Origin of the sequence: Methylobacterium sp. E-066, assembly GCF_022829635.1 — a bacterium.
Taxonomy (GTDB): Bacteria; Pseudomonadota; Alphaproteobacteria; order Rhizobiales; family Beijerinckiaceae; genus Methylobacterium.
Genome location: NZ_JAKSYO010000040.1, coordinates 80,143 through 92,478, shown reverse-complemented (window position 1 = coordinate 92,478; position 12,336 = coordinate 80,143). Strand labels below are relative to the sequence as shown.

Below are 12,336 nucleotides of genomic sequence, written 5' to 3'. Positions count from 1 at the left end.
CTGATGTGGCGGGGGAAGGCGTCGATCTTGCCGGTCCGCGCGGCCGGGCTCAAGCCTTACCAGGCGTGAGGAGTCTTGTTTGTCGTCTTAGCGGGAGATCAGACCGACCCGCGCGTCCCCTCCCCCCTCTGCGGGGGAGGGTGGCCCCTGCGTCAGCAGGGGTCGGGAGAGGGGAACCCGGGTTCAGGACAAGGCGGGGCCGATGTGAAGGCCGCAGCCCTATTCTGCACCGTCGCTCCCCTCTCCCGACCCGCTTCGCGGGCCACCCTCCCCCGCAGAGGGGGGAGGGAGAGTGCGTCACCTCTGTAGTGGGCCTCTATCGGGCCGCTCAATCATCCTCGTCGTGCTTGTCCAGCCCGTTGATCGCCTGGCCGTTGATCTTGGCCTTGAGCACGTTGGACGGCTTGAACACCATCACCTGGCGGGGCTCGATCGCCACTTCGACGCCGGTCTTGGGATTGCGGCCGACGCGCTTGCCCTTGCTGCGCACCACGAAGGAGCCGAACGAGGACAGCTTGACCGTCTCGCCCCCCGCCAGGCAGGCGCAGATCTCCGACAGCACGGTCTCGACCAGGGCGGCGGATTCGGTCCGCGACAGGCCCACCTGGTGGTAGACGGCCTCGCTCAAGTCGGCGCGCGTCACCGTCTTGCCTGCCATGCCGTGTCCCCTCGCCCGCTCTTCTCTTCCGGCAGCCCACAGGCGCGGCGAACTCGGCCGCACAGCAAGCTGAAGGTGTATCCCTATGATCCGGCACGCTAATCGGCGCCCGCCGCCCGGTCAACCGCGGGGAGGCCTGGAATCGGTCCAGCCCGTCACCAACGGATCAGCGCCGCGCCCCAGCTGAAGCCGCCGCCGATCGCCTCGATCATCACCAGATCGCCGGGCTGGATGCGGCCGTCCCGCCGGGCGACGTCGAGAGCCAGGGGAATCGAGGCGGCCGAGGTGTTGCCGTGACGGTCCACGGTCAGCACGATCTTCTCGCGGGCGATGCCGAGCTTGTCGGCCGAGGCCTCGATGATCCGGCGGTTGGCCTGGTGGGGCACGAACCAGTCGAGGTCGTCCGCCGTGAGTCCGGCCTGCGCGAAGGCGTCCGCGATCACGTCGGTGACCTGCCCGACCGCGAACCGGAACACCTCGCGGCCCTCCATGCGCAGATGCCCGGTGGTTCCCGTAGAGCCCGGGCCGCCATCGACATAGAGTTTCTCGCGGTGCCGTCCGTCCGAGCGCAGGCTGGCGCAGAGGACGCCGCGCTCGCCGGCATCCGCCCGCGCCTCCAGCACCACCGCCCCGGCGCCGTCGCCGAACAGCACGCAGGTGGTGCGGTCCTCCCAGTCGAGGATCCGCGAAAACGTCTCGGCGCCGATCACCAGGGCCCGGCGGGCCGAACCGGTGGTCAAAAACTTGTCGGCGGTCGAGACCGCGAACACGAAACCGGCGCAGACCGCCTGGAGGTCGAAGGCCGCGCCCTGATGGATGCCGAGCGCCGCCTGGATCTGGGTCGCGGTGGCCGGGAAGGTGTGGTCGGGCGTCGAGGTCGCGCAGATCACGAGATCGATGTCGGCGCCGGTCAGGCCGGCATCGTCGAGGGCGGCCTGGGCGGCCCGGGTGCCCAGCACCGAGGTGGTCTCGCTCGCATCGGCGATGTGGCGCTGGCGGATGCCGGTGCGCTGAACGATCCATTCGTCCGACGTCTCGACCCGCTCGCTCAGCGCGGCGTTGGTCACCACCCGCGCGGGCAGGCTCGATCCGGTCCCGACCACCACCGAGCGGAGCGCCTGCGGAGACTCTGTGCGGAGGGCTGACATCGCTTTCCTTCCCGGACGAGGGGGGCTTGGACATCCCCGCCGGCCGTCAACGCCTTGAACATGTTGTGCGAATCGCCGTCCCCTTACGGACCGGAGGAGCGCACGCCGCTGTGTTTTGTGTGAACGCCCCAGACCGGATGGCGGGTCCGCCCATGTGTCAGTCGGTTTCCGGTCGGATCGGCCGACCAACGATCCAATAATCCGTCATTGCGAGCGCAGCGAAGCAACCGAGGGACACGCCACATTCGGGGATCGCCCGCTGCACTGGGTTGCTTCGCTGCGCTCGCAATGACGGTGAGGGCGCTGCGCGTCTTTTGAACGGACGCTCCGTCAGGTGCGCGAGAAGGAGGCCCGTTTCCATCCCGTTCTTCTACGGACGCTCAAGCCGGCGCCAGAACCGCCGTCTGGTCGAGCATCTCGCGGATGGTGCGGATCATGTCGTGGCGGGCCATGTCGTGGGCCAGGTCGATCGCCGCGGCGAAGCCCTGCGCGTTCTCCGAGCCATGGCTCTTGATGACGATGCCCTCCAGGCCCAGGAACACCCCGCCATTGGCGCGGCTCGGGTTCATCTTGTCCTTCAGGGCCTTGAACGCCTGGCGGGCGAACAGCGCGCCGATCTTGGCCGACAGGGTCCGGGTCATGGCCGAGCGCAGGTAGCTGCCGATCTGCTTGGCGGTGCCCTCGGCGGTCTTGAGCGCGATGTTTCCCGTGAAACCTTCGGTCACCACCACGTCGACGGTGCCGCGGCCGAGATCCGTGCCCTCGACGAAGCCGTGATAGGTCAGGCGCGGGCTGTCCATCTCGCGCAGCAGCCGGGCGGCCTCCTTGACCGCCTCGTTGCCCTTCATCTCCTCGGTGCCGACGTTGAGCAGGCCGACGGTCGGCTTGTCGAGGTCGAACACGATCCGGGCCATGGCCGAGCCCATCACGGCCATCTCGACCAGGTGCTCCGCATCGGTGCCGATGGTGGCGCCGACATCGAGCACGACGCTCTCGCCGCGCACGGTCGGCCACAGGCAGGCGATGGCCGGACGCTCGATGCCCGACATGGTCTTCAGGCAGATCTTCGACATCGCCATCAGGGCGCCGGTGTTGCCGGCCGACACGCAGGCATCGGCCTGGCCGTCGCGCACCGCCTGGATCGCCTGCCACATCGAGGACTTGCCTCGTCCCTGGCGCACCGCCTGGCTGGGCTTGTCGTCCATGGCGACCGCCACGGTGGTGTGGCGGATCTCGACGCAGTCCTTGAGGCGCGGCTCCTTGGCGACCAGCGGCGCGATTACCGCCTCGTCGCCGAACAGCAGGAAGGTCATGTCGGGATGGCGCTCACGGGCCAGGGCGGCGCCGGGCACGACGGTCGAAGGCCCGTGGTCGCCACCCATGGCGTCGAGCGAGATGCACACGCGTTGGGACATATCGTTGCGGGCCGCGGTCTCAGCTGGGCAGGAGGACGGCGGGACGGGCGAGGGCCGGCCGCCAAGCGCGGCGGACCATAGCGATACCGGCCCGCCGGGCAAATGAAATCGGGCCGGCGGCGTCAGGCAATTGTTTCGGGGCGGGCGAATCCCCTGCGGTGCTCGAACCCGGGTAATCCCATTAGCCCCCTCATCCTGAGGTGCCCGCGCAGCGGGCCTCGAAGGAGCCCTCCAGGGATCGCGCGGCCGGCTGGAGGGCTCCTTCGAGGCCTCCGCTGCGCTCCGGCACCTCAGGATGAGGGGGTGGGTTGGATATCCCTAAGCAGAAACCTGCCGCTCAATCCTGCCATCACGCCCAGCGACCCGACCCGTCGCAGCGCCAGGCCGGTCCGCCTCACCCCTCCCCGTCACGGAGCCGGCGCAGCGCGTCGAAAGGCCCCGCATCCTCGCCCGCCACCACCGGCTCGAAGGCGATGCCGGGCTTGCGCGGATAGGGGTCGAGGCCGAGCGCCAGGAACTCGGCCGTGAGCGCGCCGAAATCGATCCGGCCGCCGATCAGCGGATCGGGGATCTCGACATCCTCGGCATCGGTGCCGGCGAGCTGATCGGTATCGGTGAACACCACCTCCACGGGCTCGCGGACCGGCCCCTCGAACGGCTCGAGGCTGACCGTGCAGACCTGCGTCACCACGGCCTCGACCGTGCCGGTCACGGTCATCCGGTTGGTGGAGCCCGAGATCTCGAACCGCCCGACCAGATCGCGGATGGCGGGGATCTTGAAGTCGGCAGCGAGCGCCGTGCACTCGGCCGGGCTCGCCTCGACGGTGACGGCGCCCCGGCCCTGCGGCAGGCGCTCGACGTTGATCCAGCGCGAGAGCGGCCCGCTCTCCGGACCCGTACGGTGTCTCATGTCCTGTCTCCGGTCGGGGCCGGCGCGAAGGCGTCCGGCTCCGGGAAGGGCGGCCCGGCAGCGAGCAGCCCGTCGAGATGGGTTTTCGCCAGCGCCGAATCGGCCGCCAGCACGTAGGCGGCGAGGCCCGCCGCGTCACCCGCGCCGCCCAGCACGTTGCGGGCGAGCACCACGGCCAGGGCCGCGCCGTCGCCGGCGTCGAGGGCGGCATCGTAGCCCGTGGCCCGGCCGTAGAAGGCGGCGCCGAGTTTTTTCATCCGCTTGCCGACGCCCATATCGCCGACGCCGAGTTCGCGCAAAGCGGCGTCGAGCTGGGTGAAGACCGAATTCACCAGATCCTGCGCCACGTCGGCGGCCGGGGCCGGCAACCGGTTCAGCTGGCGCAGAACCAGGATGACGTGCAGGCACAGGGCCTCGAACCGGCCCTCGACGGTGTCGGGCACGGCCAGCCGCGTGTACAGGCCCGGCTGTCGCGCCGCCGCGCTGATGGCCGCGTGCAACGCCTCGACGGCCCGACGTCGCGCGCTGTCGCGCCGGAACAGCCCGGCGATCATCGGCGCCTCGCGGACTTGAAGGAGGCCGAGAACAAAGCCGACACACGCACGTCCCTTCCCCCTCTGCCTACAGTCTACACAGGTTTGAAGCACAAGCGTTGTTGCAGGCTGCGCCGCGCCCCCTCTCCCGTGCGGGAGAGGGTTGGGGTGAGGGACCAGGGCCTTCCGGAGAGGTCGTATCCCTCACCCTGTCCCTCTCCCGCACGGGAGAGGGGACCCGCGCCTTCTGCGCCCACGGCATGATCACGGCTACGGTCGAAACCTGTGTCGCCCGTAGCCCCTCTGCGCAGCAGGGGGAGAGGGGCAGCGCGACAGCGCAGCTTGTGGCTCCCGTCGCGACGTCTCCGGCCACGGCGCTCCCCTCTCCCGCCCCCTGCTGACGTAGAGGGCGCCCATTGGGCCACCTTCCTCCGCAAAGGGGGGAGGGAGAGCGGGTGCGTTGGGCCGGCGCGTGTGGCCAAGCTTGCCTTGTCAAAGCCATATCCCCGCGGTACGGCAACCCACGCCCAAGGCGCAAGCGCCGTCGGAGACATGGACCGGCGGCGGCCTGCGTCGCTCGTCCGTCAACACGCTCTCTGGGGGCCCGATGCGGCGCCGTCTCGTCCAGTCCTTCGCGCGCCTCGCCCTGCTCGGCCTCGCGGGCTCCGGCCTCGCCGGCTGCGTCAGCGAAGAGCTGCGCCACGGCTACCAGGTCGATCAGGCCGCGCTCGCCACGATCAAGCCCGGCATGAGCCCCGAGCAGGTGCTGCAGATCCTCGGCACGCCGTCGACGGTCTCCACGGTGGGCAACAAGTCCTGGTACTACATCTCGCAGAACACCAGCCGGACGATCATGTTCCTGGGCGAGCAGGTCGAGGACCAGAAGGTCACGGCGGTCTACTTCACCTCCGGCTTCAAGGTCGAGCGGGTGGCGCTCTACGGCCTCCAGGACGGCAGGGTGTTCGACTTCATCGAGCGCACCACGCCCACCAGCGGCGCCGACCGGGCCTTCCTCAGCCAGCTGTTCCGCGGCCTCACCCGCTACGAGCCGTTCGGCACCGGCAAGGGCACCAGCGTGGTCCCGGGCGCCAACCGCGGCCTGTGATCGGACGCTGAGGCTTTCCAGGACAACCCGGTCGGTCCCATCCACCACCTCATCCTGAGGCGGCGACGCGCAGCGTCGCCCTCGAAGGAGCCCTCCAGAAGCCTCGGCGATCCCTGGAGCCCTCCTTCGAGGCCCGCTGACGCGGGCCCCTCAGGATGAGGGGATTGGATTGGATGCCGTCCGGAGCGACTCGGGTGACCGCCCTTCCGAGACCGCCAGCCACGTCTCGGGACGATTCGCCAGCCGGGTGATCTCATCCGGCGCGGCGAAGAGATGGTCGGGGCCGAGCGCCGCCAGCGCCCGCGCGTCGGTATAGCCCCAGGCCACCGCGCCGAACGGGCAGCCGAGCGCCCGCGCAGCCTCCAGGTCCCGAACCTCGTCGCCGATGCACAGGGCCCGCGCCGGGGCGACGCCCCGGCGGGCCAGCAGCGCCCGCAACCGCCGCGCCTTGCCGAACAGCGAAGCGCCGCAGGCATAGGCGTCGATGCGCGCCGCGTTCTCCGGCCCAAGCACCCGGCGGACCGTGTCGGCGCGGTTCGACGACAGGATCGCCAGCGGCACCCCCGCTTCGTTGAGCCCAGCCAGCATCGCCGGCACGCCGGGAAACAGCGCGATCTGGCCTGCGTCGCGCGCCGCCAGCGCATGCATGTGGCGGGCGATGAACGGCAGCTTCCAGCGGGGGATGCCGAGTTGGGCCACGATCGCCCGCGCGCCCTGTAGCCGCAGCCCCTCGACCTCGTGGGGCTCGACCCGGCGGAAGCGATAGCGGTCGGCGACGCCGTTCAGGACCGAGCAGAACCAGTCGAAGCTGTCGGCGAGCGTCCCGTCGAAATCGAGCACGACCAGGGATGGCCCGGCCTCACCGGCGCGGCGGCCCATGTCAGGGCCCATGTCAGTGGCGGAGATTCTCGAGGGGCACGCTGAGCCGCATCAGCAGGCCGCCCGGCGCCCAATCGTGCTCCAGCACGCCGTCGAGCTGGCCGGCGACGCTGCGCTCGGCGAGCACCGTCCCGAAACCCTTGCGGGAGGGTTTCGCCGTGACCGGAGGGCCGCCGGCCTCCGCCCAGGTGAGGGTGTAGCGCTCGCCGTCGCGCAGGCCGCTCAAGGTAACGCCGCCCTCCTTGGTGGAGAGCCCGCCATACTTCATCGCGTTGGTGGCCTGCTCGTGCATGATCAGCGCCAGCGCCGTGGCGGTGCGCTCGCCGATCGCGGCATCGTCGCCGGAGATCGCGACGCGGGCCCGGCCGCCCTCCTCGTAGGCGGCCATGATCAGGCGCATCAGTCCGAGGACCGTCTGGCCCTCGACCTCGGGGGCGCTCTCGGGGGAATGCGGGCGGACATATTCGTGCGCCCGGGCGAGGGCGCCGAGCCGCTCCCGGAACGCCGCCGCGAACGGCTTGGCCGCCGGGTCGCTCCGGGCCGTGAGCGCCGCCAGGCCGCCGACCACGGCAAAGATGTTCTTGATCCGGTGAGACAGCTCGCGGATCAGCAGGTCGCGGGCCTCCTCGGCGCGCTTGGCCTCGCGCAGGTCCCGGGTGACGGTGGCGTAGCCGATCTCGGCGCCGGTCGGGTCGCGCACCGGGAAGATGTTGTACAGCACCGCCACCGGCTCGCCGGTGCCGAAATGCCGGAAGGCGAGCTCGCCCTCCCAGTAGCCGGAGCGCCGCACCGCCGGCATCACGGTCTCTGCGAGCACCCGGCGGCTATCCGCGCAGAAAAAATCCTCCATCCGGTGCCGGCGGGCGGCGGCGAGGTCGGCTAGGCCGACCAGGGCCAGGGCCGCCTCGTTGAGATGGGTGACGGCCCCGTCCAGGGTGCAGAGGCCGATGAAGTCCTTGGAGGTCTCCACGATGGCGGCGAGCTTGCGCGCCTCGTCCTCGGCCCGCTTCAGGTCGTCGATATCGGTGCAGGTGCCGAACCAGCGCTCGATCCGCCCCTCCGCGTCGCGGATCGGCATGGCCCGGCCCAGCGTCCACCGGTAGCTGCCGTCGCGATGGCGCAGGCGGTACTCGATCTCGTAGGGCTCGCCGGTGGCGAGCGAATGGCGCCAGCGCGTCCAGGCCCGCTCCTGGTCGTCCGGGTGGAACACGCCGTTCCAGCCCTCGCCGTCGGTGGAGCCGTAGGGCATGCCGGTGAATTCGTACCAGCGGTCGTTGTAATAGTCGTGGAACCCGTCCGGCAGGGTAGTCCAGACCATCTGGGGCATCGCCGCGGTCATCACCCGGAAGCGGCGCTCGCTGGCGGCAAGCTCGGCCTCCCGGGCGGCCACCTGGGCATGGGTCCGGCGGGTTTCGAGCAGCGTCGAGATCTGGCGCGCCAGGGCGGTCAGGGTGGCTTTCTGATCGGCATCGAGGCCTTCCGGCCGCGTCACCCGGTCGAGGACGCAGAGCGCTCCGAGCGGGATACCCTGCGAACCCCGGATCACCGCCCCGGCGTAGAACCGGAAACCCGGCCCCCCGGTCACCAGCGGGTTGTCGATGGTCCTCGGGTCGTCGGCGAGATCGGGGATGATCAGGCTTTCGCCGGCCTCGATCGTGTGGGCGCAAACCGAGCAGTTGATCGGCAATTCGCGCTGGCCGAGGCCGAATTCCGACTTGAACCATTGCCGCTCGGCATCGACCAGGCTGACCAGGGCGACCGGCGCGCGGCAGACATGGGCGGCGATGCGGACGAGATCGTCGTAGAGCGGCTCCGGCTCGCTATCGAGGATCGCGAGGTCGTGCAGTTCCGCGAGCCGGTCCGCTCTGCTCCAGCGCCGGTCGGTCGGTTCGAGATCCGCGCGTGAGTGGGGGGGCGGCACATCCATGGTCTTGCGCTCAAATAGGCGCAGATCGGCTGGATGCCTAGGCACGACCGCGGATTAAGGTTTTCGCGTCCTTGGTGACGGTGCAGGACGAGCAACCGCACAGTCCGCATGCGATTTCCAGAGTGCCGGGGCCCGTCGCGCAGGCCCCGGCACCGCGTTGAAGCAGGCGATCAGGCCGCCCGGGCCTCGTCGAGGGTCGGATAGTCGGTGTAGCCCTTCGGCCCCTGGCTGTACCAGGTGGCGGCCTCGTCCTTGGCGAGCGGCGCGCCCTTGGCGATCCGCTCGACCAGGTCCGGGTTGGCGATGAAGGTCCGGCCGAACGCGATCGCGTCGGCCTGCCCGGCATCCAGCACCTTCTGGCCGCTCACGCCGTCGTAATCGGCGTTGAGGATCAGCGGGTTGCGGAACACCTTGCGCATCGCCGGGGCGATCGGCGGGTGGTCGGCCTTGCCGAAGGTCCCGTCCGGGCCGGGCTCGCGCATTTCCAGGAAGGCGATACCGCTGTCGGCCAGCGCCTGGGCGGCGGCCACGAACAGGGCCTCCGGATCCGAATCGTTGCAGCCCTGAATCTCACCGTTCGGTGACAGGCGCACGCCGGTGCGCTCCGGCCCGGCGACCCCGGCGACCGCGTCGGTCACCTCGCGCAGCAATCGCACGCGGTTGGCGATCGAGCCGCCATACTGGTCGGTGCGGTGGTTGGTGCCGTCGCGCAGGAACTCGTCGATCAGGTAGCCGTTCGCGGCGTGGATCTGCACCCCGTCGAACCCGGCCGCGATGGCGTTGGCGGTGGCGCGCTCGTAATCGGCGAGCAGCCGCGGGATCTCGGAGACCTCCAGCGCGCGCGGCTCGGCGTAGGGCTTCTTGCCGGAAAAGGTGTGCGCCTGGTCCGGGGCCGTGATGGGCGAGGCCGAGACCGGCTTCTCACCGCCCAGGAAGTCCGGATGGACCAGCCGGCCCATATGCCAGATCTGGCAGACGATCTTGCCGCCGCGATCGTGCACGGCCTTCACGATCGGCCGCCAGGCATCGACCTGTTGGTCGGACCAGATGCCCGGCGCGAACGGCCAGCCCAGCCCCTCTTGGGAGATGCCGGTGGCCTCGGTGAGGATCAGCCCGGCGCCGGCACGCTGAGCGTAGTACTCGGCCATGAGCGGGGTCGGCACGTGCTCGCGCGTGGCGCGGCCGCGGGTGAGCGGGGCCATGAAGATCCGGTTCTTCGCCTCGATGGCACCGATGCGGATCGGGTCTAGCAGGGACGGCATGGAAACCTCGTGCTGGTGCGGCGGCGCCGCCTCCGTGTGTCAGACGCCGAGGTGGCGTCGCGGCGCGGTGATGCCAGGGTGCAGCGCACCATGGGGGATCGGTCCGTGCGCGAGCACACGTCCCAGGGACGTGGAATCATCCCAGGAGTTTCGGGAATCGGGGAGCATTCCTGGTTGGTCAGCCGGGGTGCAACGCCGAAAGTCGGAGGCGCGACAGGCCGTGTCGCCGCCGGGCAGGGAATGGGTCGCAGCCGCGCCCGCGAGGTCCTGCGCTAGCTCAGCGGCATGGATCGCATCTTCCCCATGACCCGGGATGCCGGGCTCGACCGTCTCTCCGCCTTCCTCGCGGAGGCCGGTGCCGATTACGCCGCCTCGCGCAACACCGACCGTGGCACGCAGGCGCGGCCGACCACCTCGGCGCTGTCGCCCTATCTGCGCCGGCGCCTGATCACCGAGGCCGAGGTGGTGGCCGCGGCCGACAGCGCCTTCGGCGACGGCGGCGCCGAGAAATTCGTCTCCGAGGTGTTCTGGCGGACCTACTTCAAGGGCCATCTGGAGACCCATCCGGTCGCCTGGACGGACTTTCTGGCCCTGGCCGCGGCGGACCGCGCGCGGCTCGCCGCCGAGCCCGGGCTGCGCCGGACCTACGCGCGCGCGGTCGAGGGCCGGACCGGCATCGACGGCTTCGACGATTGGGCGCGCGAGCTGGTCGAGACCGGCTGGCTGCACAACCATGCCCGGATGTGGTTCGCCTCGATCTGGATCTTCACCCTGCGCCTGCCCTGGGCGCTCGGTGCCGACTTCTTCCTGCGCCATCTCGTCGATGGCGACCCGGCGAGCAACACCCTGTCCTGGCGCTGGGTGGCGGGCCTGCACACGCGGGGCAAGCATTACGTCGCCCGCGCCGAGAATATCCGGCGCTACACGGAGGGCCGGTTCGATCCCGCCGGGCTCGACGAGTATCCGGATTCCCTCGACGAATCGAACCCGCCGCGCGAGATCGCGCTGCCGCGGGCCGACGCGGCGCCGGCCGGCGCGGTCGCCCTGCTGCTGCATCTCGACGACCTGCACCCGGAGAGCCTGCCGTTGGGGGACGCCCGGGTGGTCCGGGTCGCGGGCCTCGTCGCCCACGTCCCCGGCGCGTCGGACAGGGTTCGGGCGGCCGATTCAGCGGCGATGGCCGATGCCCTGGCGCGCGCGGCGGCGCATTTCGGCTGTCCGGCGGGACCGGTCGCCCCGGATTGGTCCGACGCCCATCCGGTCGTCACGGCCTGGGCCCCGGTCGGCCCGTCCGCGGATGCCCTCCCGGACGCGTGCCTGCGCGTCCGGCGGCCCTGGGACGAAGTCGCCTGGCCGCTGGCCACCCGCGGCTATGCCCGGGTGAAGAAGGCCATCCCGCAGCTGCTGCCGTAGTGATCGTCGAGGGGGGGCGTCGTGGCCAGGAAGGATAGGGGCGCCGGCCGGACCGATACGACAGCCCTGCTTTGCGCCTATCCTGGGGTCTGAACCCATCAGCTTGCGCTTAAGGTGGTTGCTTGCGACCCAACCCGGCCGCTCAAGTCTCCATGGGCGCTTCCCGTAAGCAGCCATTCGTCGGCCGTCCGGCAACTTCACCTCAGAGGTGGACAGAGGACGTGGTGGGTAGGGATAGTTCGCGTAGGACCGTCCGGTGGGAGCAATCATGCTGCAACTGCAACCTGTGCCGAAGGTGATCACCTTCGACTGCTACGGCACCCTAGTCCGGTGGCATGACGCTGTACGGTCTGCGGCCCGCGCGATCCTGGCCGGACGTCTTACGGAACCTGATGCGCAAGACCAGTCGGTCGCTCTGGCTGACCGGCTGCGCAGCGCCGCCGTAGAGCGGCAGCAGCGCCCGCCCTACTGCGACTACAAGTCTGTCCTGCGTTCTGCCCTCGCCGTAGCCCTCGCCGAGGCCGGTCATACAGCGAAGCCCGAGGACGAGGAGCTGCTGCTATCGACCCTCAGCCGGATTGAACCGCACCCCGACGTTCCGGCCGCTCTCAGTCGCTTGCGCGCACGCTACCGGCTCGCGATCATCAGCAACACGGACGACGACCTGATCGCCGGCACCGTCGCGGCGATCGGGGTCCCGATCGACTTCGTCATCACCGCCGAGCAGGCCCGCGCCTACAAGCCCGACCACCGGCTCTTCCTGCACGCCTACGCTACCTTGGGCGTGACAAAGGAGGAGACCGTGCACGTCGGCATGGGGCAGTTCACCGACCTCAAGGTCTGCCACGAACTCGGCATCCGGTCCGTGTGGATCGACCGGGTCGGCGAGCCGCTGAACCCAGACTGGCCGCCGCACGCCAAGTTGGACGACCTGAAGGGTTTGCCCGACGTGCTGTCGGCGTCTTGAACGGCTTCCGAGCGAGTCTATGGGTTCACAAAGGGTCGCGAGCGGGTGCGACGGCGATGTCTGATTCCTTCGGTCATCGACCGGAAGCAGACCGTCGCAAATCCACCCGTCTCAGACAT

At 70.2% G+C, this 12,336-nt stretch carries 11 protein-coding genes; 3 read left to right on the top strand and 8 right to left on the bottom strand.

Going from position 1 to position 12,336, the window contains the following annotated elements; genetic code table 11:
* Positions 1-328: 328 nt before the first annotated feature.
* The 5 genes from MKL20_RS04140 to MKL20_RS04120 form a co-directional block, all read right to left on the bottom strand.
* A complete protein-coding gene (locus MKL20_RS04140; RefSeq protein WP_279594519.1) occupies positions 329-700 on the bottom strand; it encodes an integration host factor subunit alpha in 372 nt (123 codons plus the stop codon).
* 113 nt (positions 701-813) lie between these two features.
* Positions 814-1,806 (bottom strand): beta-ketoacyl-ACP synthase III, encoded by a 993-nt coding sequence (locus tag MKL20_RS04135; RefSeq protein WP_243969884.1) that lies wholly within the window; start codon positions 1,804-1,806, stop codon positions 814-816.
* Between the two features lie 380 nt (positions 1,807-2,186).
* On the bottom strand, positions 2,187-3,221 hold the full coding sequence (plsX, locus tag MKL20_RS04130; protein WP_243969882.1) for a phosphate acyltransferase PlsX: 1,035 nt from the start codon (positions 3,219-3,221) through the stop codon (positions 2,187-2,189).
* 394 nt (positions 3,222-3,615) lie between these two features.
* Positions 3,616-4,131: a YceD family protein gene (locus MKL20_RS04125; protein ID WP_243969880.1), complete on the bottom strand. Its 516-nt coding sequence runs from the start codon at positions 4,129-4,131 to the stop codon at positions 3,616-3,618.
* Entirely contained in the window at positions 4,128-4,685 is a 558-nt protein-coding gene (locus tag MKL20_RS04120; protein WP_244035620.1) for a ubiquinol-cytochrome C chaperone family protein, read from the bottom strand. Before MKL20_RS04120 ends, MKL20_RS04125 begins: the two co-directional genes overlap by 4 nt.
* A 586-nt stretch (positions 4,686-5,271) precedes the next feature.
* Between MKL20_RS04120 and MKL20_RS04115 the strand changes: the two genes are divergently transcribed.
* Entirely contained in the window at positions 5,272-5,769 is a 498-nt protein-coding gene (locus tag MKL20_RS04115; protein ID WP_244035619.1) for an outer membrane protein assembly factor BamE, read from the top strand.
* A gap of 150 nt (positions 5,770-5,919) precedes the next feature.
* On the opposite strand, the gene MKL20_RS04110 is transcribed toward MKL20_RS04115, so the two are convergent.
* From MKL20_RS04110 to MKL20_RS04100, 3 genes are all read right to left on the bottom strand, one after another.
* Positions 5,920-6,648: an HAD hydrolase-like protein gene (locus tag MKL20_RS04110; protein ID WP_244035618.1), complete on the bottom strand. Its 729-nt coding sequence runs from the start codon at positions 6,646-6,648 to the stop codon at positions 5,920-5,922.
* A 13-nt stretch (positions 6,649-6,661) separates the two neighbouring features.
* Positions 6,662-8,575, bottom strand: coding sequence for a PAS domain S-box protein (locus MKL20_RS04105; RefSeq protein ID WP_244035617.1), 1,914 nt, complete (start codon positions 8,573-8,575; stop codon positions 6,662-6,664).
* Between the two features lie 170 nt (positions 8,576-8,745).
* A complete protein-coding gene (locus MKL20_RS04100) occupies positions 8,746-9,837 on the bottom strand; it encodes an alkene reductase (protein ID WP_244035616.1) in 1,092 nt (363 codons plus the stop codon).
* Positions 9,838-10,122: 285 nt separating this feature from the next.
* On the opposite strand from MKL20_RS04100, the gene MKL20_RS04095 reads away from it, so the two are divergent.
* The gene (locus MKL20_RS04095) at positions 10,123-11,250 is read left to right on the top strand and encodes an FAD-binding domain-containing protein (protein ID WP_244035615.1); all 1,128 of its coding nucleotides are present in this window, start codon (positions 10,123-10,125) and stop codon (positions 11,248-11,250) included.
* Positions 11,251-11,518: 268 nt separating this feature from the next.
* A complete protein-coding gene (locus MKL20_RS04090; protein WP_243962456.1) occupies positions 11,519-12,217 on the top strand; it encodes a haloacid dehalogenase type II in 699 nt (232 codons plus the stop codon).
* Positions 12,218-12,336: the final 119 nt, after the last annotated feature.

What these genes read in the sequence shown, in the direction of transcription:
- MKL20_RS04095 (WP_244035615.1), top strand. Translation starts at nt 10,123, where the DNA reads ATGGATCGCATCTTCCCCATGACCCGGGATGCCGGGCTCGACCGTCTC.
- MKL20_RS04120 (WP_244035620.1), bottom strand. Translation starts at nt 4,685, where the DNA reads ATGATCGCCGGGCTGTTCCGGCGCGACAGCGCGCGACGTCGGGCCGTC.
- MKL20_RS04110 (WP_244035618.1), bottom strand. Translation starts at nt 6,648, where the DNA reads ATGGGCCGCCGCGCCGGTGAGGCCGGGCCATCCCTGGTCGTGCTCGAT.
- plsX (WP_243969882.1), bottom strand. Translation starts at nt 3,221, where the DNA reads ATGTCCCAACGCGTGTGCATCTCGCTCGACGCCATGGGTGGCGACCAC.
- MKL20_RS04090 (WP_243962456.1), top strand. Translation starts at nt 11,519, where the DNA reads ATGCTGCAACTGCAACCTGTGCCGAAGGTGATCACCTTCGACTGCTAC.
- MKL20_RS04115 (WP_244035619.1), top strand. Translation starts at nt 5,272, where the DNA reads ATGCGGCGCCGTCTCGTCCAGTCCTTCGCGCGCCTCGCCCTGCTCGGC.
- MKL20_RS04135 (WP_243969884.1), bottom strand. Translation starts at nt 1,806, where the DNA reads ATGTCAGCCCTCCGCACAGAGTCTCCGCAGGCGCTCCGCTCGGTGGTG.
- MKL20_RS04125 (WP_243969880.1), bottom strand. Translation starts at nt 4,131, where the DNA reads ATGAGACACCGTACGGGTCCGGAGAGCGGGCCGCTCTCGCGCTGGATC.
- MKL20_RS04100 (WP_244035616.1), bottom strand. Translation starts at nt 9,837, where the DNA reads ATGCCGTCCCTGCTAGACCCGATCCGCATCGGTGCCATCGAGGCGAAG.
- MKL20_RS04105 (WP_244035617.1), bottom strand. Translation starts at nt 8,575, where the DNA reads ATGGATGTGCCGCCCCCCCACTCACGCGCGGATCTCGAACCGACCGAC.